Source organism: Pantoea sp. SORGH_AS_0659, assembly GCF_031453915.1.
Taxonomy (GTDB): domain Bacteria; phylum Pseudomonadota; class Gammaproteobacteria; order Enterobacterales; family Enterobacteriaceae; genus Pantoea; species Pantoea leporis.
Genome location: NZ_JAVJAK010000003.1, coordinates 584,111 through 605,112 on the forward strand (window position 1 = coordinate 584,111; position 21,002 = coordinate 605,112).

At 55.4% G+C, this 21,002-nt stretch carries 20 protein-coding genes; 9 read left to right on the forward strand and 11 right to left on the reverse strand.

All coding sequences use genetic code 11. From position 1 onward, the window contains the following. Nucleotides 1-14: 14 nt before the first annotated feature. The 3 genes from Q3H59_RS23875 to Q3H59_RS23885 all read right to left on the reverse strand — a co-directional run bounded on the left by Q3H59_RS23875 (nucleotide 15) and on the right by Q3H59_RS23885 (nucleotide 1,787). Nucleotides 15-362, reverse strand: a complete 348-nt coding sequence (locus tag Q3H59_RS23875) for a YebG family protein (protein WP_222234002.1) — start codon at nucleotides 360-362, stop codon at nucleotides 15-17. A gap of 73 nt (nucleotides 363-435) precedes the next feature. Beyond that, complete coding sequence (locus tag Q3H59_RS23880) at nucleotides 436-1,230, reverse strand: SIR2 family protein (protein ID WP_008108794.1); 795 nt, start codon at nucleotides 1,228-1,230, stop codon at nucleotides 436-438. After that, the gene (locus Q3H59_RS23885) at nucleotides 1,227-1,787 is read right to left on the reverse strand and encodes a non-canonical purine NTP pyrophosphatase (protein ID WP_309837680.1); all 561 of its coding nucleotides are present in this window, start codon (nucleotides 1,785-1,787) and stop codon (nucleotides 1,227-1,229) included. The genes Q3H59_RS23880 and Q3H59_RS23885 overlap by 4 nt, the downstream gene beginning before the upstream one ends. A 399-nt stretch (nucleotides 1,788-2,186) precedes the next feature. On the opposite strand from Q3H59_RS23885, the gene Q3H59_RS23890 reads away from it, so the two are divergent. Continuing rightward, entirely contained in the window at nucleotides 2,187-3,347 is a 1,161-nt protein-coding gene (locus Q3H59_RS23890) for a bifunctional diguanylate cyclase/phosphodiesterase (RefSeq protein ID WP_225614485.1), read from the forward strand. Between the two features lie 529 nt (nucleotides 3,348-3,876). On the opposite strand, the gene Q3H59_RS23895 is transcribed toward Q3H59_RS23890, so the two are convergent. The 8 genes from Q3H59_RS23895 to Q3H59_RS23930 form a co-directional block, all read right to left on the reverse strand. Beyond that, nucleotides 3,877-4,782 (reverse strand): ABC transporter substrate-binding protein, encoded by a 906-nt coding sequence (locus tag Q3H59_RS23895; protein ID WP_309837681.1) that lies wholly within the window; start codon nucleotides 4,780-4,782, stop codon nucleotides 3,877-3,879. Continuing rightward, on the reverse strand, nucleotides 4,782-5,576 hold the full coding sequence (locus Q3H59_RS23900; protein ID WP_110868468.1) for an amino acid ABC transporter ATP-binding protein: 795 nt from the start codon (nucleotides 5,574-5,576) through the stop codon (nucleotides 4,782-4,784). Before Q3H59_RS23900 ends, Q3H59_RS23895 begins: the two co-directional genes overlap by 1 nt. Next, the gene (locus Q3H59_RS23905; RefSeq protein ID WP_110868467.1) at nucleotides 5,560-6,486 is read right to left on the reverse strand and encodes an amino acid ABC transporter permease; all 927 of its coding nucleotides are present in this window, start codon (nucleotides 6,484-6,486) and stop codon (nucleotides 5,560-5,562) included. The genes Q3H59_RS23900 and Q3H59_RS23905 overlap by 17 nt, the downstream gene beginning before the upstream one ends. Nucleotides 6,487-6,495: 9 nt before the next feature. After that, nucleotides 6,496-7,008: a GNAT family N-acetyltransferase gene (locus tag Q3H59_RS23910; RefSeq protein ID WP_101761402.1), complete on the reverse strand. Its 513-nt coding sequence runs from the start codon at nucleotides 7,006-7,008 to the stop codon at nucleotides 6,496-6,498. 9 nt (nucleotides 7,009-7,017) lie between these two features. Continuing rightward, complete coding sequence (locus Q3H59_RS23915) at nucleotides 7,018-7,950, reverse strand: ABC transporter substrate-binding protein (RefSeq protein WP_309837684.1); 933 nt, start codon at nucleotides 7,948-7,950, stop codon at nucleotides 7,018-7,020. Nucleotides 7,951-7,968: 18 nt separating this feature from the next. Further along, a complete protein-coding gene (locus Q3H59_RS23920) occupies nucleotides 7,969-9,282 on the reverse strand; it encodes an LLM class flavin-dependent oxidoreductase (protein ID WP_309837686.1) in 1,314 nt (437 codons plus the stop codon). An 83-nt stretch (nucleotides 9,283-9,365) separates the two neighbouring features. Beyond that, nucleotides 9,366-10,523, reverse strand: a complete 1,158-nt coding sequence (locus tag Q3H59_RS23925; protein ID WP_309837688.1) for an amidohydrolase — start codon at nucleotides 10,521-10,523, stop codon at nucleotides 9,366-9,368. A gap of 22 nt (nucleotides 10,524-10,545) precedes the next feature. Continuing rightward, a complete protein-coding gene (locus tag Q3H59_RS23930; protein WP_137386971.1) occupies nucleotides 10,546-11,541 on the reverse strand; it encodes an MsnO8 family LLM class oxidoreductase in 996 nt (331 codons plus the stop codon). A gap of 368 nt (nucleotides 11,542-11,909) precedes the next feature. Between Q3H59_RS23930 and Q3H59_RS23935 the strand changes: the two genes are divergently transcribed. From Q3H59_RS23935 to Q3H59_RS23970, 8 genes are all read left to right on the forward strand, one after another. Next, nucleotides 11,910-12,887 carry a TRAP transporter substrate-binding protein gene (locus tag Q3H59_RS23935; RefSeq protein WP_137386972.1) on the forward strand — a complete coding sequence of 326 codons (978 nt, stop codon included), beginning with the start codon at nucleotides 11,910-11,912 and terminating at the stop codon, nucleotides 12,885-12,887. Between the two features lie 48 nt (nucleotides 12,888-12,935). After that, entirely contained in the window at nucleotides 12,936-13,442 is a 507-nt protein-coding gene (locus Q3H59_RS23940; RefSeq protein WP_137386973.1) for a TRAP transporter small permease, read from the forward strand. A 12-nt stretch (nucleotides 13,443-13,454) separates the two neighbouring features. Next, nucleotides 13,455-14,741 carry a TRAP transporter large permease gene (locus tag Q3H59_RS23945; protein WP_277975306.1) on the forward strand — a complete coding sequence of 429 codons (1,287 nt, stop codon included), beginning with the start codon at nucleotides 13,455-13,457 and terminating at the stop codon, nucleotides 14,739-14,741. A gap of 221 nt (nucleotides 14,742-14,962) precedes the next feature. Next, nucleotides 14,963-16,585, forward strand: a complete 1,623-nt coding sequence (locus Q3H59_RS23950) for a TIGR04028 family ABC transporter substrate-binding protein (protein WP_309837694.1) — start codon at nucleotides 14,963-14,965, stop codon at nucleotides 16,583-16,585. A gap of 12 nt (nucleotides 16,586-16,597) precedes the next feature. Beyond that, entirely contained in the window at nucleotides 16,598-17,542 is a 945-nt protein-coding gene (locus Q3H59_RS23955; RefSeq protein ID WP_309837918.1) for an ABC transporter permease, read from the forward strand. Then, a complete protein-coding gene (locus Q3H59_RS23960) occupies nucleotides 17,539-18,396 on the forward strand; it encodes an ABC transporter permease (protein WP_110868458.1) in 858 nt (285 codons plus the stop codon). The genes Q3H59_RS23955 and Q3H59_RS23960 overlap by 4 nt, the downstream gene beginning before the upstream one ends. After that, the gene (locus Q3H59_RS23965) at nucleotides 18,393-20,003 is read left to right on the forward strand and encodes an ABC transporter ATP-binding protein (RefSeq protein WP_309837697.1); all 1,611 of its coding nucleotides are present in this window, start codon (nucleotides 18,393-18,395) and stop codon (nucleotides 20,001-20,003) included. Before Q3H59_RS23960 ends, Q3H59_RS23965 begins: the two co-directional genes overlap by 4 nt. Further along, complete coding sequence (locus Q3H59_RS23970) at nucleotides 20,000-21,001, forward strand: putative FMN-dependent luciferase-like monooxygenase (RefSeq protein WP_309837699.1); 1,002 nt, start codon at nucleotides 20,000-20,002, stop codon at nucleotides 20,999-21,001. Before Q3H59_RS23965 ends, Q3H59_RS23970 begins: the two co-directional genes overlap by 4 nt. The last annotated feature ends 1 nt before the right edge of the window (nucleotide 21,002 follow it).

Genomic DNA, 21,002 nt, shown 5'->3' on the forward strand with positions numbered 1-21,002 from the left:
CCTGACAAAACGGCTTACGCCGCTTTAACCGCGCGGACTTTCTTTTCCGGCGCTACCGCTTCCGCTTCGCTCTCGGTTTCCGCAGCGGCTTCTGGCACTTGCGCAACCTCTTCTGCCTTTACAATATCCGGCAGCTTGCTGGTGCGCAGGATATGCTGCACCGCGTCTTTCTGTTCAGCCAACAGCAGACCCAATGCTTCGGCCTGCGCTTCACCCAACTCTGGCTGATGTTGCTGTAGCCAATCGGTAAAGGCGTCTGCCATATCGAGCATTTTGTCCCAGGCATCCGCGTCTTTTTTATTGGCAAACGTCATCTTTTCTTCACCCTTTCTGACTACAACATATTTGGTTTCGACTGCCATGATGCACCTCGATTAACTGTATTTATATACAGTATATTCTGATCAAACTTTTCCAGGCAATGACTTTCTGCTGTTAAGCCAGTAATTCTTCCAGGAATAGCGCCAACGCTTTGCGCGGATCGTCCTCTTCCGAGACGATCATCTCAATGCCCCACTGCCCTAATACCTCTTTTGCCACCGGGTTATTGCGGTTGGTGAACAGGTACGATTTAGGACGCGCGGTGGCCAAGCCGGTTCGGCCCCACATTTTTGTCAGGCGGTAGAATAACAGACGAATATTGAAATCGCTGATGCTGTAGCCCACAAACAATACCGAGTTGCCCATGACGTCGTGCGTGAGTTTGATATCCAGCGGCGAATCAAAATAGAGGCGTTCAAAGTAGCTGCTTTCATCCAGCACAATTGACGTATCGTCGTCGAAATCACCATGCAGTTTGATGATGTGGCGCTTATCTTCAGTCAACGACACCAAATCTGCCGCGTTCGCTACTTTACTGTAAGGCACGTTGTGCGCCTCATGCGCCATTTCAAGCCAGCGATCGTAATTGGTGGTGTAGATGCGTGAGAAATTGCCTTGGGTGATCATGGTATGGATTTCAGAACTGCGCACGTCAATATCCGGGCGATGCCATTCGCGATCCATCCAGCTGCGCAGCGGTCCCAGCGAGCCTTTACGCTGCTTGTAATACTCCGCCAGCGACAGATGCGTGCCGTAGGTATTGAAGATTTTCGGGTCGTAGCCCAGCTCTTTAGCCAGGTGCGCAATCAGCTCATGCCATTCCGGCAGTCCAAGATTGCGTGAAATGCCTGCACCGGCGAACAGGATCAGTTTACCGGCGTCGTAGGCGCGTTTTAGCTCGGGTTTCATACCAATCCCCGCGATGTTTTCAAAAAGGTTGCGAAGCGATCCAGCGCCAGGCGACGCATCGAAATCTCATTTTTCAGCTCGCCCATTTCGGCGAAAGTTTGCGTGTGCCCTTCCGGGATAAACACGCAGTCCCATTGAAATTCGCGTGGACCAGCAGGCTCGGTGGCGATGGTGCCGCGCAGTTCGCCTTCGAACTGATACATTTTTTGCCCATCGCAATAGCCAAGCACGGTTTTTGCCGTGACGCAGGCGCTATCTAAACCGTTCACCAGTTTGGTGAAGCGCTCGGCATTCAGGCGGCTCCAGAAGATGCGCGTCAATCCGGCCGGTAAGCCGTTCAGGCCATCCAGATAGAGCCCGGTGTGTTCGACAAACAGTGGACGACCAATAATAGAGAACGCTTTGGTGAGCTTGTCGCGCACCAGTTCAACCTCATTTTCAGTCTGAATCTCTTCAATACGGCGTGCGATGGGCAGCACTTCGACACCGACCGGCTCAAGGATGGTACGCACCTCGGCCAGCTTTAGTTCATTGGCAGACAGGAATCGTATTTTCATTGCAATCAGTATGTTGAAGGTGAGTTTAAGCTTTGTGAAAGCCTTTCCGTTGGTCGTTGATTCTAGCGCGCCTACCGGGCACTGGGTAGGAACAATCTCTGATAGGAGAAAACAAAATTATGACTTTATCGATGCAAGAATCTAGAATAATTATGCGATTAAATTTAATAAATATGACAGTAAAAATGAGAACCTCAGATGATTTCTTATTTTAGCTCCAGATATTCCATGCTAAAAGATTTACCCTTCATTTTGCAGGGTGATAACCCAGAAAAAAAATTGCGCTTAACTCTGCTCATTGCTGGATTTTCCAGCATCCTGGCGGGTTTTTATATGGTAGCGACGAATTTCATTAAGGGAGAAAATGGTGTTTCCGCCTTATATTGCCTGAGCACCGCGATGGGATTTTATATTGTCATTGCGGCATTCCGTGACAAGCTGAACAAACATCTCTACATCATCGTGCATGCTTTGTTACTGATCATAATGCTGTTGTTTCTGCTGGATAATGACCACAGAGTAGAAAAACACTCTGAGTACAATTATCTGGTGGCGTTAACCGTTGGCTCAGCATTGGTATTACGCCAGCAAACACCTTACTTAAGTAAAATATTCCCGTTAATCTGCCTGGTGGTTTATCTGTTTTTTATCTCGACCGGATTAACCTGGCAACATAGCGCGTTTCAGCTCAATATTCCGCATGAATCCGGCTTTTATATCGTCAACTGTGCAGTGCCGATGATCGCGCTGTTGTTAACGGCATTCACGCTGCGCGGCAACTACTCCGAAACCGATTTGATCAAACGTGAACTTTCACAAGCCATCGAAAAGAATCAGCTGGAGCTCTATTACCAGCCACAAGTCGACAGCAATAAAAAGCTGATTGGATTTGAAGCCCTGCTGCGCTGGAAGCATCCTGTTAAAGGCTTTATCTCACCCGAAGTGTTTATTCCAGTGGCCGAAAAAAGTGGCTTGATTATCGACATTGGCAAGTGGGTGATGGAACACACCTTACAGCAAATCGCCGAATGGGATCGCGGTCAGCACCTTAGTGATTTGGTGTTTTCTGTTAACATCAGTCCGCTGCAGTTAATACACCGCGATTTCACCCAGGATACCTTGTTATCGCTGTCGCATTATAAAATCCGCCCCGAACGCCTCAAGTTTGAAATTACTGAAACCACCTTTGTCTACGACCAGAAGCGTATTGGCGACGTAATCAGCCATTTTAGCCAATTAGGTGTTAAATGGGCGATTGATGACTTTGGCGTCGGCTATTCATCGCTTAAATCGATCAGTGATTTTGCCATTGATGATATTAAGATTGATAAATCATTAATCATGCAGATTTTTAAAAATGAGTCATCGGCGATTGTGGTGCAGAAAACCATCGAGTTATCGCGTGAAATGGGTCTGAATGTGCTGGCTGAAGGCATCGAGAGTGAGGAGTATTTCACCTACCTGCGCGATAAAGGCTGTCATCTGTTTCAGGGCTACCATTTCGCCCGCCCGCTGCCGCCCGCAGATGCGCAGGTATGGATCAAAAAAGCCAAAATATAATCTGCTGTTTTGCAGGGTCGCCATTTATGGCGACCGGCACACGAAATATTAACTAAAACAGCAGTTTCGCGAGGAAAAGTCCTAACCCAAGTGTCATGAATTGCATTGCTACCAGCCATTTAGTTTGTATCATTATCGCCTCATACAAATCGCTGTTTATCGACTCCACCTTAACTCCTCTGGACTCGACATCTTGCTTAGTCGCATCATTAGATTTGTTCGCTGGCACATCGGTGAAAAGTACATTAACCTGACTTTCAAGTCTGCTGCCTCTTTCCTGCATTCCCTTACCTCCGTTGAATGAATGCACATCACACAAAACCGTAAGCATCCTGGCACTAAAATATTTTTAAAACATTAGCGTTTCGAATAACAGAATGATGTTTTAGGGAGATCATTGGTCTAATTAGTGGAAGCCATAACTAACAATAGAAAATTTAATGTGAGCCGACCTAAAACCCAATGAAATAAAAAAAGCCCACAACTTTCACATCGTGAGCTTTCTCGCAAAATTAAGCAGAACAGAAAATTACTGATAAACAATCCCCGGCGGATTCACCTGCGAGGTTTCCACCGCCTCTTCCTGTTCGCCCCAGCGTGCCAATACTTGTTTGTACTCGCCGCTGGCAATCGCGCCATTGATCGCCTGCTGCAGTGCCACATCCAATCCATTACCTTTTTTAGTGGTCACCGCCACCCAAGCCCGGAACGGGCCGTGACCGACGATTTTGGTCTGCCCGCGCGAAGCGACTTTCCATGCTGCCAATGATTGAGGGCCAAACGTTGCATCCGCACGTCCCGAAAGCAGCGCCAGCGTGGCCGCCGCATCATCGTTGAGATAGATCGGCTGCACCGGCGCTAAGCCCTGCGCGCGGTTCTTCTCATCCCAGCTGAGTAAAATCCGCTCCTGATTGGTGCCCGAACCCACAATGATGCGCTTACCCGCCACATCTTCGCGGCCCTTAATCGCAGTTATCGCGCTGTTGGTTTTCACCGCAAAGGCGTGGTTATCCGCGCGGTAGGTGGCGAAATCGAACTTCTTTTTGCGCTCTTCGGTGACGGCAATATTGAACATCGCCACGTCATACCGTCCAGCGGTAATACCCAGCGGCCAATCTTCCCAGGCGGCTGGCACCAGCTTCAGCTTTAAGTCCAAACTGTCCGCCAGCAGACGCGCAATATCCGGATCGCTGCCGATCAGCGTTTTATTATCCGACGCCCATAAACCGATCGGCGGCGAGTTCATCGCCGTAGTGGCGACGGTCAAGTAACCCGGATTCACAAAGTGAAAACCCGCCGGAATCTTCGCGATAGCCTGGGGATTTGCGGCTATATTGATCGGCGTTTCGTTGTTTTTGGCATCCAGCGTTTCTGCTGCGATGGCTGGCGCGCCTGACATCACTGTCAGCAACGCCGCAATAATCACTCGTTCCATTAAAGTACCCGCGCCAGAAAACGTTTGGTGCGCTCGTGGCGCGGCTGATTCAGCACCTGATTACTGCTGCCCTGCTCAACAATGCGTCCATCGACCATAAACACCACGTTGTCCGCCACTTCACGCGCAAAACCGACTTCGTGCGTGACAATCACCAGCGTGGTGCCGGAACGCGCCAGTTTTTTGATCACATCCAGCACTTCACCCACCAGCTCGGGATCAAGCGCTGACGTCGGTTCATCAAACAGCATCACGCGCGGATTGAGCATCAAGGCGCGCGCAATCGCGATGCGCTGCTGCTGGCCGCCCGACAAATGGCGCGGCCAGGCATCGGCTTTGTGGCGCAAACCGACCACATCCAGCAGCTCACCGGCACGATCAATCGCTTCACGGCGAGACAGTTGACGATGCGCAATCGGCGCTTCAATCAGATTCTCCAGCACCGTCAGATGCGGGAACAGATTGAAGTTCTGGAACACGTAGCCAACGTTGATGCGCTGACGCAGAATTGCCTGCTCTTTCAGCTCATACAGCTTGTCGCCGCGACGCTGATAACCGATGTAATCGCCATCGATCTGGATATAGCCTTCATCAACGCGCTCCAGATGGTTAATGGTGCGCAGCAGCGTCGATTTGCCCGAGCCAGACGGCCCGAGAATCACCGTCACCGATCCCGGTTCCAGCTCCAGTGACACATCATCCAGCGCTTTCAGTTTGCCGAACGACTTGCTCACGCCGGTAATGCTAATGGCGCCAGCGGTATGCAGATTGCGGTAATCAATGGCTTCGGACATGGGAAAGCTCCTCGGTTGCAGGTTTGGCGCTGCGGTTACGCCATTGACGCCAGCGCGACGGCTGCGGTTCACGGGTGACACTGCGCGCCAGCCAGCGCTCAACGCTGTGCTGCAGCAGTGACAAAACGGTGGTGATGATCAGATACCAGGCCGCGCCGACCATCAGCAGCGGAATCACCTGCTGCGTGCGGTTATAGATCATCTGAATGGTGTAGAACAGTTCCGGCATCGCCAGCACGTAAACCATTGAGGTGCCTTTGGCGAGGCTGATGATTTCATTAAAAGTGGTAGGAATAATCGCGCGCAGCGCCTGGGGCAGAATGATGCGGAAGGTACGGCGCGTGGAGGATAATCCCAGCGCCGAAGCCGCTTCAAACTGGCCGTGATCGACACCCAAAAAGCCGCCGCGAATGATCTCAGCACTATAAGCGCTCTGCACCAGCGTCAAACCAATCACCGCCGCCGGGAACTGGCCGAGCACATTGATGGTCTGGAAATGGCCCCACGACAGCGCGGTAAACGGAATGCCGAGCGACAAAGTGTCGTACAGATAGGAGAAGTTGTAGAGGATGATCAGCACCACGATCAGCGGCAGCGAGCGAAACAGCCAGATATAGCCAAACGCCAGCGTACTCAGCAGCCAGGATGACGAGAGGCGCGCCAGCGCCAGCAAACCGCCAAAAATCAGGCTGAGTATGGTGCCAAACAGCGTCAGCAGCAACGTTTGCCCCAAACCGCTGAGGATCACCGGATCAAAAAACCATTTGGCGAACACGCCCCATTCCCAGCGCGGATTGAACGCAACCGAATCAATCACGCTGGCCAGAATAAACAACGCGACAATCGCGCCGACGGTACGTGCCGGATAGCGCGCCGGCACCACGGTTAAACGTTGTGGTTCATTACGCATTACAACTCCTTAGCTGGCCTGCGCCACGCTATGTACATCAATCACTTTCAGGAAGCGCAAGCGTCCATCGTGTGGCGGCTGGCTGTAGACTTCCATATCCTCCAGCAGCTCAAACTGCGGCTGATAACCGTGGCCGATATACAACTTCACCGCTTCTGGCTGGCGGAAACCGGTGGTGAGAAACACGCGCTGATAGCCCGCACGCAGCGCACGGCGCTCCAGTTCCTGCAGGATCAGCAGCGCCAATCCCTGACGACGCAGATCGCTGCGCGTCCAGATGCGTTTAAACTCAGCGGTCACCTCGTCGTAGGGTTTATATGCGCCCATCGCGATGATCTCGCCGTCACGCTCCAGCACAATAAACAGCCCGCGCGGCGGCAAATACCATTCGGTCAGCTCCACCTCTTTTTGGCTGGTGAAGAACGCGCCGTAGCGCGCGGTATATTCACCAAACAGTCCGGTCAAAATCGGTTGCAGCTCAGGCGCTTCCGGTGATACTTCGCGGAACAGTTGCTCGCTCATGCTGCCTCCTTAATCGCCCAATCCGGCCGGATTGATCTCTGAACTGTCGATACGCTCCACGCCTTCACCCCAGCGCTTCAGCACCTTGTCGTAATCGCCGTTCTTGATCACGCCATTCAGCGCGGTGTTGATCGGCTTCACTAAACCGCCATCTTTCTTCACCGTCACCGCGATGTGCGCCGCTTTAGGCCAGCCGCCATCGACGCTGCCAACCAAACGCGTCTGCTTGGTCAGCGCCGCTTTCCAGGCGCCAATTACGTTCGGACCAAAGTAGGCATCGGCGCGGCCTGACTGCAGCGCCAGCGTTTGGGCCGCATCGTCTTTGGTATACACCGGCGTAAACGGCTTCAATCCTTTAGCCTGATTCTCTTTATCCCAGGCCAGCAGGATCGATTCCTGATTGGTGCCAGAGCCGACGATAATACGCAGTCCGGCAATATCTTCGGCTTTGGTCAGCGACTTAATTGGACTGCTGGATTTGACGTAAAAACCGAGTGAATCTTTGCGATAGGTGGCGAAATCAAAGCGCTCTTTGCGCTCTTTAGTGACGGTCACGTTACTGATCGCCGCATCGTATTTGCCCGATGCCACGCCCAGCGGCCAGTCTTCCCATGAAGTTGGCACCACGTTGAGTTTCAGACCCAGGCTGTCGGCGACTAAGCGGGCGATATCCACTTCGCTGCCGAGCAGGGTTTTGTTGTCATCACTGAATACAGTTAATGGCGGCGAATTCAGCGCGGCGACCGCTACGGTGAACGAACCCGGCACGGCAAAGCGATGTCCAGCCGGGATCTGCGCCACTGCGGCGTCATTTTTCGCGGTATTGATCGGCGTTTTGTTGGCTTCAACACTGATGTTCTGACCGTTAACCGCCACATCTTCGGCGTATACGGCGCTGCTCATGCCCAGCAACAACAGCGCAATAAGGGATTTTTTCTGCATAGCGTCTATTCTCAAGTTTTATTTTTGTGTGTATTGGTTAACCGGATCTTTCAGACCAAAGCTGGCGCGCAGCGTGGTTCCGGGGTATTTGCTGCGGGTTAAACCGCGCGCTTGCAGAATCGGTACCACGCGATCGACAAAGCGTTCGAAGGTATCTGGCGTGCCGCCCTGAATGATGAAGCCATCGGTCACTTCGCTCTCAAACCACAGCTGCAAACCGTCGGCCACCTGCTCTGGCGTGCCGTGGAACAGCGGACGCGGCGTCGCGGCTTCCAGCGCCGCCTGGCGCAGCGTGTGGCCATGCTCGCGCGCCTTGCGTTTGATTTCGTCGGTGGTGCTGCGGAAGCTGTTTTGCCCGATATCGCCGAGTTCCGGGAACGGCTCATCCAGCGAATATTGTGAGAAGTCGTGATGATCGAAGAAGCGACCGAGATAGTTGAGCGCATCTTTGATGGAAACCAGCGCAGCGGTGGTTTGATACTGCTGCTCCACATCTTCCGCACTGTCGCCAACAATCACACCGACGCCCTGGAAAATGTGCAGATCGCCCGGCTCGCGGCCATTCGCCACCAGCTGTTTTTTCACATCGCGGTAGAACGCCTGCGCCTCTTCGCGCGTTGGCTGATGGGTGAAGATTGCGTCGGCGTGTTTAGCGGCCAGCTTGCGGCCATCTTCCGATGCGCCTGCCTGGAACACCACCGGACGTCCTTGCGGCGTGCGTTCGATATTCAGCGGCCCTTGCACCTGGAAGAAATCGCCGTGGTGATTCAGCGTGTGCAGCTTCTCAGGATCAAAGAACTGGCCGCTCTCTTTATTACGCACGAAAGCGTCGCCTTCCCACGAATCCCACAGCCCTTTCACGACTTGCAGATACTCATCAGCGATGCGGTAGCGCAGCGCGTGTTCCGGATGCTGTTGGCGCGAGAAGTTCTTCGCCGAACCTTCCAGCGGCGAGGTCACCACGTTCCAGCCCGCACGACCGCCGCTCAGATGATCGAGGCTGGCAAACTGCCGCGCCACGGTGAACGGCTCACTGTATGAGGTGGAAACCGTGCCGACCAAACCAAGATGCTCGGTTACGCCCGCCAGCGCCGACAGCAAGGTCAGCGGCTCGAAGCGATTGAGGAAGTGGGGAATCGATTTTTCGTTAATAAACAGGCCATCGGCAACAAACAGGAAATCCAGCTTGCCCGCTTCCGCCTTGCGCGCAATGTGTTTGGCGTAATCAAAATTGATGCTGGCATCGGCCAGCGCCGCCGGATGACGCCACGCGGACATATTGCCGGACGCGCCATGCAGAATGGTGCCCAATCGCAGTTGTCTTGCAGTCATAATGTTCTCTCTTTTGCCAAGGCGCAGCCTGACGGCGACATGCCTGTCGCCGTGCAGAACCGGAATTAAACGGGTGAATCGCGTTAGTTCAGAATGGCGTCACGACATCGCGCGTTGAGGTGCTGCAACGCTTGCTGAGCCAGTTGCGTAAAATAGTGAGCAGCGGGGGCAATCAGCGCTTCATCAGGATTGAAGCCGCCATGATGCAGACCAAATTCGCTCGCGCTGCCAATGCTGACAAACGCGCCGGGGATCTGCTGTAAGTAGTAGGCAAAATCTTCGCCGCCGAGATGTAACTCAGCGGTCTGCACGCGGTATCCCGCCTGCTGCGCCACGTTGCTGGCAAACTGCGCCCAGCGCGCATCGTTCTCCAGCACCGGCGGACCCGGATGCCAGCTGAAGGTGGCGCTGGCACCGTTGGCGGCGGCGATATTCTCCACCAGCGTGCGGGCGCGCTGCTCCAGCTCCGCGCGCACCTGTTTGTCATGGGTGCGCACCGTGCCGCCAAATTCGGCCTCGCCGGGCAGTACGTTCCAGGTTTTGCCAGCGTCGATACGCGTGACGCTGAGCACTAAGCTGTCCAGCGTATTGAAGCTGCGGCTGGTGAGCGATTGCAGCGCCTGAATAATCTGGCTGGCGACCACAATGCTGTCCACGCCCTCTTCCGGATGCGCGGCATGCGCGCCTTTGCCGGAAACGCGCACGATAAATTTATCCGCATTGGCGTAAAACGCGCCGCCACGGGTGGCGAAGGTGCCGGTCGACAAACCGGGTTCATTGTGCATGCCGAAAATCGCCTGCACACCGTCCAGCACGCCCGCATTGATCAACTGGCGTGCGCCGGTGGCGTTCTCTTCCGCCGGTTGGAACAGAATACGGATGCGCCCCGGCAAGTGATCTTCAACGGCTTTCAGCTGCAAGGCCGCGCCCAGCATCACCGCGCTGTGAACATCGTGGCCGCAGGCGTGCATTACGCCGCTGTTGCGCGAGCGGTAAGTGAGTCCGGTGGCTTCGTGAATCGGTAGCGCATCGATATCGGCGCGCAGCGCAATCAACGTGTCGCCGTGCCCCACTTCTACGATTACGCCGGTTTCCAGCGGATAATCCAGCAGACGCAAACCGGCGTCCTGTAACCAGCGGCGCAGGCGCGCGGTGGTTTCGACTTCGCGACCGGATAACTCCGGCCAGCTGTGCAGCTCACGTCGCCAGTCAATCAGCTGATGTTCGCTAAATTGCGTCATACCTGCCTCCGGAAGCAGCGAATCATGCGGTGACTAAACGGTGAGTGGCCAACAGTTCGAGTGATTTCACGCGCGCCTGCTCTTCAGCCACCGGCGTATCAATCACGAACTCTTCAATGCCAAAATTCTGATGCAGCGCATCCAGCTTGGCATGCACCTGCGCGGCGGTGCCTTTCAGCAGCGATGGCGTGCGCGGTTCAATCACGTAATCGGTATAACCGCCCTGACGCACGTAGCGTTCGGCCTGCTCGACGCTGCCGACGTTAACGCTGGGGCCATCTTTCACGCTGACGTGGTAAACGCGCAGGTTATCCACCAGCAGATCGGCTTCCGCCGGCGAATCCGCCACCACCACTTGCACCGCCACCAGCGCGCGCTGGCCGTTGCTGTGTTGGCGATAGCTGTTGAGGACTTTTTCCATCAGTTGCGGATCGCCGTTGTGATGCGCCGCAAACACCAGCTGCCAGCCGAGTTCTGCCGCCAGTTTAGCGCTCTCTTCGCTGGCACCCAGCAGGAAGCGATTGGCCGGACGCGGCGGCTGCGGCGTGGCGCGCAGAATCTCTTCATCGCCCACTGGCGGCACTTGCAACCAGCTATCCAGCAGCGTCAATTGCTCGGCGAAGCTGCCTTTCTCCTGCAGATGCACGCCGAGTTGCAACGCACGCGTTGAGAGTGGCAAGCCGCCTGGCGCTTTGCCGACCCCAACGTCAATGCGGCCCGGCGCTAAGGACGCCAGCAAGTTGAAGTTTTCCGCCACTTTGTACGGGCTGTAGTGTTGCAGCATCACGCCGCCGGAGCCGACGCGAATATGTTGCGTCTGGCCGATGATCCAGGCGATCAGCAGTTCCGGCGACGGACTCGCCAGGCGATCGGTATTGTGGTGTTCCGCTAACCAGAAACGGTGATAGCCCCAGGCTTCCGCCTGCTGCGCCAGCTGTAACGTGCGGTGAAGCGCGTGGCTGGCTGTCTCTCCGTCGGCAATCGGCGATTTATCCAGCAAACTCAGTCGGTATGACATGCGCCTTATCCTTTTCGTCATGAATATGGCGAGTAGTTTGTGGCGGAGAAGGCGGATTCGTAAAACATGATATTGTCGTATCTATATTTACTTTATGCATATCAGGGAGATAGATTGGACCATGTGGTTTAAACTCCTTTGAAAACACACAATTATCCCCACAGGATATGGATTGTTGTGGTGATGTTTTGAAAATGTGACACTCAATATAAAATTATTAAAACATCGTTTCAAAATGTGACGCAATTCATCCAATCGCCATTCCCTTATTTTTCCAGCCACTATTTTCTCTATGCTGACACCACGCGGCATCCTTCGACAAATTAATGCGCCGCACCTTCCTGCCTCCCCTTAGCTGGAGAAAAAGCATGACGTTTAAAAAATTACTTCTGGTCGTTTCGTTATCCTCTGCAGCAGCGTTTTGCCCGGCAGTGGCTTCCGCCAAGGTCATTAAAGTGGCCGAAGTTCAACCGGCGGGTTATCCCACCGTGGTGGCGCTTGAACACATGGGCGAGAAGCTAAAAAAAGCCACTGATGGCCGATTAGAAATGAAGGTTTACGCCGGTGGCGTACTAGGCGATGAAGACCAAACGCTGCAGCAGGTGCAACTGGGCGCCATTGACATGATCCGTGTTTCGCTGGCACCGGTCACCACCATCGCGCCAGAAACCAGCGTATTAACCTTGCCGTATGTTTTTCGCGATGAGGATCATATGCACAAGGTGCTTGATGGTGATATCGGGAAAAATATCGTCGAGAAATTCGATAACGATCCTAACGCCCGCATGATATTCCTCGGCTGGACCGACGCCGGTGTGCGCAACATGATCACTAAAAAGCCAATCGCCAAACCCGACGATCTTAAAGGTATGAAAATCCGCGTGCAAAACAGTGCGATTTCGTTGGCGACCTTAAAAGCCATGGGCGCAAACCCGGTGGCAATGGGCGTGAGCGAAGTGTTTAGCGCCATGCAAACCGGCGTGGTGGATGGCACTGAAAACAACCCGCCAACCTTTGTTGCCCACAACTATATGCCCGTCGCTAAGTACTACACCCTCACCGGTCACTTCATTCAGCCTGAAATGATTCTCTACTCTAAACCGTTGTGGAATCGCCTCTCGGCTGACGACCAGGCGTTGCTGAAGAAATTAGGCAAAGAGGCACAGGAGGAAGAGCGTCAGCTCTGGGCAACTTACACTCAACAATCCATTGAGAAGATGAAAGCCGGTGGCGTGACCTTCCAGGAAACCGATCGTGAAACCTTCATGAAAGCCACCCAGCCAGTGCGCGATCAGTTTGGCGGCAAATATCAGGATTTGATGAAACAAATTGCTGATGTGAAGTAATCCTCCCCACGCCACGTGCCTGCGTGGCGTTTTAATCAGGTAAACATTATGACTGCATACTCTCGTCTGATGGATGGGCTTTATTTGCTGTGCATGGCGATCGCCGCTGTTGCCTTGTTGATCATGGTGACGGTGATTCCCATCGGGATTTTCACCCGCTATGTGCTGAACGACGCGTTATCCTGGCCAGAACCGGTCGCCATCATTTGCATGGTCATCTTTACCTTTATTGGTGCGCCAGTCGGGTTCCGCGCCGGTACGCATATTTGCGTCTCGATGATGACCGACCGGCTCTCGCCGGTGAATCAGCGCTGGCTGCTCAAGTTGTCTGACGCGCTGATGATCATCACCTGTCTGGTGATTTTCCGCGCCAGTTACAACCTGTGCGAAGCGATGTGGGTGCAAACGCTGGCCTCACTACCGGTGGTGACCTACGGCGAAATGTATCTGCCGATCCCAATCGGCGCGATTTTCACCCTGCTGTTTGTCATTGAAAGATTGGTTAATGGCGATCAAAGCCAACGCGCCATCGTGACTCTTGGCGGCACCCACTAAGCGGAGAAGAAAATGGACGCACTGATTTTGATAGGCAGTTTGGTGGTATTACTGCTGGTGGGTTTCCCGGTGGCATTTGCCGTTGGATTGAGCGCGTTTATCGGGGCATGGTGGATCGATTTACCACTGGAAGCGGTGGTGATTCAGATTACCAACGGCATTAATAAGTTTTCACTGTTAACCATTCCGTTCTTCATTTTGGCTGGTGCGATTATGGCGGAAGGCGGCATTGCCCGTCGGCTGGTCAACTTTGCCTATATTTTCGTTGGTTTTATTCGCGGCGGTTTGTCGCTGGTGAATATTGTCGCCTCAACCTTTTTTGGTGCAATTTCGGGTTCTTCGGTGGCGGATACCGCCTCGATTGGTTCCGTGATGATTCCGCAGATGGAGGAGAAAGGCTATCCGCGTGATTTCGCAGCGGCGGTAACGGCCAGCGGCTCGGTACAAGCGGTGTTAACCCCGCCCAGCCACAATTCGGTGATTTATTCGCTCGCCACCGGCGGTGTTGTCACCATCTCATCGCTGTTTGTCGCCGGCATCATTCCTGGCCTGTTACTGGGTTTTTGCTTAATGGTAATGTGCCTGGGATTTGCGCGTAAACGCGGCTATCCCAAAGGTGAGCGCATCCCTTACAAGCAGGCGTTGAAAATCTTCTTCGATGCGTTTTGGGGATTGTTCACCATTTTCATCATTCTCGGCGGAATTCTGTCCGGCGTGTTCACCGCCTCGGAATCGGCAGCCATTGCCTGCATCTGGGCGTTCTTTGTCACCATGTTTATTTATCGTGATTTCAAATGGACGCAATTGCATATTCTGGTGTTTCGTACCATCAAAACGGTAACCATTGTGATGGTGTTGATCGCCTTCGCCGCCGGTTTTGGTGCGGTAATGACCTTTATGCAATTACCCACCATTATTACCGAAGCCTTTACCCAATTTTCCAGTAACAAGTATGTGATTTTGATGTGCATTAATCTGCTGCTACTGGTGGTGGGGACGCTAATGGATATGGCACCGCTGATCCTGATTCTGACGCCGGTACTATTACCGGTAGCCACCGCACTCGGCGTCGATCCGGTGCATTTCGGCATGATAATGCTAACCAACTTAGGCATTGGTTTAATTACGCCACCGGTCGGCACGGTACTATTTGTCGCCAGCGCAGTGAGTAAGCAAAAGATTGAGCAAGTGGTCACCGCCATGCTGCCTTTCTATGGCGTGTTGTTTATTGTGCTGATGTTGATTACCTATATTCCGGCAATATCGCTGTGGCTACCGCGTTTAATGGGCGTGATGTAACCAACCAACGTTAACCACCACGTAGCGGCGCAATTTATTGCGCGTGATATTGCCGTGCAGAATTAAAAGACGCGCGATAAATCGCACCGCTACGAAAATCGGTATGTCTCGCTATTTATTTTTTTCGGCAAAGCTTAGTGCAATTCCTTGGTTCAACTCCCGTGTGCGGCATTCAATGATGAAAACCGCCCGTCGGGCTATTGATTAAAAAGGGAAACACCATGACTAAGCATTTTCACTTGCAGGCGTTGAGTTTGGCCCTGCTATCAGGGATTTTTAGCGCCCACGCGGCAGACACGCCCGTTAAAGGCGGCACGCTGGTTTACCTCGAACAACAGGCACATACCAACCTTTATCCACCCGCCGGTGGCTTTTATCCCAATGGCGGTATTCTGAATCAAATTACCGATAAGCTGACGTGGCAGAATCCTGAAACCTTAAAAGTGGAACCGTGGATTGCCGAAAGCTGGAGCAGTAACGCCGATAAAACCGAATATACCTTTAAAATTCGTCCCGGCGTCACTTTCTCCGATGGCACGCCATTAGATGCCAATGCGGTAGCCAAAAACTTTGATACTTACGGTCTGGGAAATAAAGCCCAGCGCCTGCCGGTTTCCGAAGTGATCAATAATTACGACCGCAGTGAAGTTATTGATCCTCAGACGGTGAAATTCTATTTCAAAAAGCCATCTCCCGGTTTTTTACAGGGCACCGCTACCATCGGTTCGGGCCTGGTTTCCCTCAGTACGCTGCAGCGTAGCTTCGACCAACTCGGCGATGCGCGTCATATTATTGGTTCCGGTCCATTTGTGGTCAGCGATGAGAAACTCGGCCGCGAGGTCGATTTAACCGCGCGCAAAGATTATCAATGGGGCCCGAAAAACCTCGCCCAGCAAGGTCCCGCCAATCTCGACGGCATTAAATTCATCGTCACGCCGGAAGACAGCGTGCGTATTGGCGCGCTGCTGGCCGGCCAGGCAGACTTTATTCGTCAGGTGCAAGCCTACGACGAAAAACAGGCGCAGCAGCAAAACTTCCCGATTTACGCTGCACCCACACGTGGCGTTAACGACAGCATCAGCTTCCGCCCGGATAACCCGCTGGTCAGCGATGTGAAAGTCCGTCAGGCGCTGCTGCACGCCACCAACGCTCAGCAAGTGGTGCAAACCCTGTTCTCACCGAACTATCCGCAGGCCACCTCGGTGATCGCCACCTCGGCGGCCGGTTACGTCAATCTGGCCGACAAGCTGAAATTCGATCCGGCGTTATCGAAAAAGCTGCTGGATGAAGCGGGCTGGAAACCGGGCAGCGACGGCATCCGCGAAAAGGATGGCAAGAAACTGGCGCTGACCATTTATGAATCGCTGCCGCAACCGCAGAACAAAGAGGTGCTGCAGCTGGTGGCACAGCAGTGGCGTCAGGTTGGCGCCGCGCTGGCGGTGAAAGCCGGTGATGCCGGCAGCCGCGTGCTGGATAACCTCGATCCGCTGAAAACCCCGCTGGTGGTGTCCGAAGTGGGCCGCGCCGATCCTGACGTGGTGAAGAGCCAGTTCTATCCGACTAACCGTGATGCGCTGCTGCAAAAAGGCGGCTCCAGCGACAAGGTGCAGAACTTCCGCGACGACAAGCTGAACACGCTGTTGCTGGGGATCTCCTCGGAAGTCGATCCGGCAAAACGCCTGGCTGTGACCGGCGAGGCGCAGCGCTATCTGCTCGATCAGGCCTATGTGATTCCGATCTTTGAAGAACCGCAGGTGTTTGCCGGTGCGCCGTGGCTGAAAGGCGTGAATTTTGAAGCCGTGGGTCGTCCGTCGTTCTACGGCGCGTGGCTGGAAAAACACTAAGGCAGGTTAATGATGCAACGTTCACTGCTGCGAAGAGTGGGCCAAAGCGTTTTGGTGCTGTGGGCCGCGTTTACCCTGTCGTTCTTTCTGCTGCAGGTGCTGCCCGGCGATGCGGTGCTGATCAAGTTTCAGAACCCGGATCTGGGCCTTAGCCCGGATCAAATTGCCGAAATGCGACTGGCTTACGGCGCGGATAATCCGCTCTGGCAGCAGTACGTGCACACGCTGCTGGCGATGGTGCGCGGCGATTTTGGTTACTCGGTGCAGGCGGGCGTGCCGGTCAGCGAACAGCTGATCAGCAACCTGCCCGCCACGCTGCAACTGGCGCTGCTCGGTTTTGTGCTGGCAACCCTTATCGCGTTCGCGCTGGCGGCGTTATCGCGCTTGCCAGCGCTGCGCTTCCTGCGTTCGGTGCTGCAATCAATTCCGGCGCTGTTTATCTCCCTACCGACCTTCTGGCTCGGCATCGCGCTGATTCAGCTGTTCTCCTTCCAGCTGCGCTGGATCCCGGTGATCAATCCGTCGGCGCTACAGGGTTTGATTCTGCCGGTGATTACCGTGGCGATCCCAATCTCCGCGCCGCTGGCGCAGATTCTGTTGCGCAGCATCGATCAGGTTTCTACCCAGCCGTTCGTGGCGGTCGCGCGCGCTAAAGGCGCCAGCGAAAGCCATGTGCTGTGGCATCACGTGATGCGCAATGCGCTGCTGCCGGTGCTGAACGTTGCCGGTTTGCTGCTCGGGGAACTGATCGCCGGTGCGCTGATTACCGAAACCGTGTTTGGCCTAAGCGGCGTCGGTCAGCTGACGCAGCAGGCGGTGAATAATCAGGACGTCGCGGTGTTACAGGCGGTGGTGATGATCTCGGCGCTGGCGTTTGTGCTGATTAACCTGCTGGTCGATGCGCTGATGCCGCTGTTCGATCCGCGTCTGCAATCCATTGCCGGAGGCAACCGATGAGTCTGGTCGATTACTCAACTGCGCGTCAAAGCAACGGCAACGCACGTGCGTCCCGCGTGCTCAACATCCAGCCAGGTTTGTGGCTGGCGTGGGGCGTGATGCTGTTGGCGCTGCTGGCGGCATTTGCGCCGGGTCTGTTTACCCATTTCAGCCCGACGGAAGGCGTGCCTGGCGCGCAACGTCTGCCGCCGCAGGCCGCTTACTGGCTCGGCACCGATCAGCTGGGCCGCGATCTCTACGCGCGCATTATTTATGGTGCGTCACAGTCGCTGTCGGCGGCGGTCGCAGCGGTGGCGATGGGGCTGATTGGCGGCACCACGCTCGGCGTGCTGGCGGGCGCGATGGGCGGTCGCACTGAGAACTGGCTGATGCGCTTAGTGGATGTGCTGCTGTCGATTCCTTCGCTGCTGCTGTCGCTCAGCATTCTGATTCTGCTGGGTTTTGGCACCGTGCACGCCGCGCTGGCGGTGGGCATCGCCTCGATTGCCAGCTTTGCCCGCCTGGCGCGTGGCGAAGTGGTCCGCGTACGCCGCAGCGAGTTCGTCGAAGCGGCTTACGGCAGCGGCGGCAGTTTCGGGCGCGTGTTGTGGCGTCACATTTTACCCAACTCGCTAACGGCGGTGATCGCCTTCGCCGCCTTGCAGTTTGGCCAGGCGATTCTGGCGTTATCCACGCTCAGCTTCCTCGGCTACGGCACGCCGCCGCCGACGCCTGAATGGGGTTTATTGATCGCCGAAGGACGTAACTATCTGGCGACCGCGTGGTGGCTCACCACCTTCCCCGGCATTGTGGTAGTCGCCGTGGTGCTGGCCGCCAACCGCATCAGTCGTCAACTGGCCGGAGGTGACGCATGAGCGCGTTATTAGCCATTGAAAATTTAACCCTCAGCTATCGCCAGCGCGGCGAGTGGCGCGCGGTGGTTCACAACGTCAGCTTTGAGTTGCAGCCGGGTGAAATGGTGGCGCTGGTCGGTGAATCCGGATCCGGCAAAACCACCACCGCGCAGGCCATTATTGGTTTGATGGCGGAAAATGGCCGTCGTGACAGCGGCAAAATTGTGCTGAACGGCACCGATATCGCCGGCTGGTCTTCTAAACGTCTTGATAGCTTGCGCGGCGTCAGCATCAGCTTAGTGCCGCAGGATCCGGGCAACTCGCTCAATCCGGTGAAAACCATTGGCGATCAGGTCGGTGAAATGTTGCAGCTGCACCTGAAAATCAGCAAAACCGAACGTCAGCAGCGCGTACTGGAGCTGCTGCAAAAAGTGGGGCTGAGCCATCCGGAACAGCGTCTGACGCAGTATCCGCATCAGCTTTCCGGCGGCATGAAACAGCGCGTGCTGATTGCTATCGCCCTCGCCCTGCGTCCGCAGATTATCATTGCCGATGAACCCACCAGCGCGCTGGATGTCACGGTGCAAAAACGCATTCTCGATCTGCTGGATGTGCTGCGCCGCGAATCCGGTACGGCGGTGCTGTTTGTCACGCACGATTTGGCGCTGGCGGCAGAACGCGCCGATCGCCTGCTGGTATTTCGTCATGGCGAAGTTCAGGAACAAGGCCCGGCTCCGCAGGTGATCAACGCGCCTAAGCATGCTTACACGCGGCAGCTGTTGCAGGACGCCGATCCGGGCGACAGCGCGCTGTCCGTGCCGACACAGGCCAACTTCTCGTCGCCAGCGATTCAGCTCTCCGGTATCAATAAACAGTTTTCCCTCGGTCGCCAGCAGCAGCTTCAGGTAGCGAAAGAGGTATGCGTGACCGTAGCGCGCGGCACCACGCACGCGCTGGTAGGCGAATCCGGCTCGGGGAAAACCACGCTGGCGCGCATTCTTTTAGGCTTTGAGCAGGCCGATAGCGGCCGCGTGGTGATCGATGGCATCGATGCCACCGCGCTGCGCGGCGAAGCGCAACGTCAGCTGCGCCGCAAGATTCAGTTTGTGTATCAAAACCCGTTTGCCTCACTGGATCCGCGCCAGACGCTGTTCGCCATCATTGAAGAGCCACTGCGTAACTTTGAGAAACTCAGCAGCGACGAGCGCCGGCAACGCGTCGCAGCCGTGGCGCAGCGCGTGGCGTTACCGCTGGAGCTGCTGACGCGCAAACCGCGCGAGTTGTCCGGCGGCCAGCGTCAGCGCGTAGCCATCGCCCGCGCCCTGATTCTGCAACCGGCTATTCTGGTGCTGGATGAAGCGACCTCGGCGCTGGATGTCACGGTGCAGGCGCAGATTCTGCAACTGTTGCAACAACTGCAACGCGAGCTCGGCCTTACTTATCTGTTTATCACCCACGACCTCGCCACCGTGCGCCGCGTTGCGCACAGCGTCACCGTGCTGCGCGCTGGTGAAGTGGTGGAGCAAGGTGACACTGTCACGCTATTTAACGCGCCGCAGCATCCGTATACCCGATCGCTGATTGACGCGATTCCCGCTTTCCGTCCGCTGATTAAGGAGTCTGCATGACGCGCAAACGCATTGGTTTTTTCACTCGCCTGCTGGACGACACTTCCGCACAGCAGCGCTATCGCCTGGCAACTGAACAGATTCAGCACGCCGAGCGCACCGGTTTTGACAGCGCGTGGATTGCTCAGCACCACTTTCACGAGAAAGAAGGCGGCTTGCCGTCACCGCTGCTGTTTCTGGCCCACGTTGCTGCGCACACCCGCACTATTCGGCTTGGCACCGGCATCATCACGCTGGCGATGGAGAACGCGCTGCGCGTCGCCGAAGATGCCGCGGTGCTGGATTTGCTGAGCAACGGTCGCCTCGAAGTCGGTTTAGGTTCGGGCGGCACCGCGACCTCGTTTCTGCCGTTCGGTATCACTATCGACCAGCGCGCCAGCGTGTTTGCCGATCATCTGCATCAACTGCTGAGCGCCTGGCGCGGCGATACGTTGGGCCATCCGGAGAATCATCTTTATCCCGCTGCGCCGACGCTGGCGCAGCGCGTGTGGATCGCCACCTTCTCGGTGGAAGGCGCGGCGCGCGCGGGACAAGCCGGGCACGGTTTGATGCTGTCGCGCACCCAGCCGCGTCCGACGGGCCAGCCTGATTTGCCGCTCGACCAGATACAAAACCCGATGATTGATGCCTATCTGGCGGCTTTACCAGCAGGCATTGCGCCGCGCATTCTGGCATCGCGCACCGCTTTTGTGGCCGATTCCAACGACTACGCGCGCCGTCTTGCCGAGCCGGGCTTACAGCGCCAGGCGCAGCATTTCCGTGAATCGGGACACGAGATTGGCAACACGCTGGACGAACAGGCGCGTCAGTTGGATGCGCACTTCGGCGATGCCGACACGGTGCGGCAATCGCTGCTGGCCGATACGTCGCTGCAACGCGTCACCGATATCAGCTTCCAGGTGCACTCCATCGATCCGCCACACGCCGACATTCTGCGTTCTATCGAATTGATTGCCGAGCATATTGCTCCCGCGCTGCGTGCGCTAAGCCACGCTTAAC

Coding starts and splice junctions, on each gene's coding strand:
- Q3H59_RS23875 (WP_222234002.1), bottom strand. CDS start 362: ATGGCAGTCGAAACCAAATATGTTGTAGTCAGAAAGGGTGAAGAAAAG.
- Q3H59_RS23880 (WP_008108794.1), bottom strand. CDS start 1,230: ATGAAACCCGAGCTAAAACGCGCCTACGACGCCGGTAAACTGATCCTG.
- Q3H59_RS23885 (WP_309837680.1), bottom strand. CDS start 1,787: ATGAAAATACGATTCCTGTCTGCCAATGAACTAAAGCTGGCCGAGGTG.
- Q3H59_RS23890 (WP_225614485.1), top strand. CDS start 2,187: ATGGGATTTTATATTGTCATTGCGGCATTCCGTGACAAGCTGAACAAA.
- Q3H59_RS23895 (WP_309837681.1), bottom strand. CDS start 4,782: ATGGAACGAGTGATTATTGCGGCGTTGCTGACAGTGATGTCAGGCGCG.
- Q3H59_RS23900 (WP_110868468.1), bottom strand. CDS start 5,576: ATGTCCGAAGCCATTGATTACCGCAATCTGCATACCGCTGGCGCCATT.
- Q3H59_RS23905 (WP_110868467.1), bottom strand. CDS start 6,486: ATGCGTAATGAACCACAACGTTTAACCGTGGTGCCGGCGCGCTATCCG.
- Q3H59_RS23910 (WP_101761402.1), bottom strand. CDS start 7,008: ATGAGCGAGCAACTGTTCCGCGAAGTATCACCGGAAGCGCCTGAGCTG.
- Q3H59_RS23915 (WP_309837684.1), bottom strand. CDS start 7,950: ATGCAGAAAAAATCCCTTATTGCGCTGTTGTTGCTGGGCATGAGCAGC.
- Q3H59_RS23920 (WP_309837686.1), bottom strand. CDS start 9,282: ATGACTGCAAGACAACTGCGATTGGGCACCATTCTGCATGGCGCGTCC.
- Q3H59_RS23925 (WP_309837688.1), bottom strand. CDS start 10,523: ATGACGCAATTTAGCGAACATCAGCTGATTGACTGGCGACGTGAGCTG.
- Q3H59_RS23930 (WP_137386971.1), bottom strand. CDS start 11,541: ATGTCATACCGACTGAGTTTGCTGGATAAATCGCCGATTGCCGACGGA.
- Q3H59_RS23935 (WP_137386972.1), top strand. CDS start 11,910: ATGACGTTTAAAAAATTACTTCTGGTCGTTTCGTTATCCTCTGCAGCA.
- Q3H59_RS23940 (WP_137386973.1), top strand. CDS start 12,936: ATGACTGCATACTCTCGTCTGATGGATGGGCTTTATTTGCTGTGCATG.
- Q3H59_RS23945 (WP_277975306.1), top strand. CDS start 13,455: ATGGACGCACTGATTTTGATAGGCAGTTTGGTGGTATTACTGCTGGTG.
- Q3H59_RS23950 (WP_309837694.1), top strand. CDS start 14,963: ATGACTAAGCATTTTCACTTGCAGGCGTTGAGTTTGGCCCTGCTATCA.
- Q3H59_RS23955 (WP_309837918.1), top strand. CDS start 16,598: ATGCAACGTTCACTGCTGCGAAGAGTGGGCCAAAGCGTTTTGGTGCTG.
- Q3H59_RS23960 (WP_110868458.1), top strand. CDS start 17,539: ATGAGTCTGGTCGATTACTCAACTGCGCGTCAAAGCAACGGCAACGCA.
- Q3H59_RS23965 (WP_309837697.1), top strand. CDS start 18,393: ATGAGCGCGTTATTAGCCATTGAAAATTTAACCCTCAGCTATCGCCAG.
- Q3H59_RS23970 (WP_309837699.1), top strand. CDS start 20,000: ATGACGCGCAAACGCATTGGTTTTTTCACTCGCCTGCTGGACGACACT.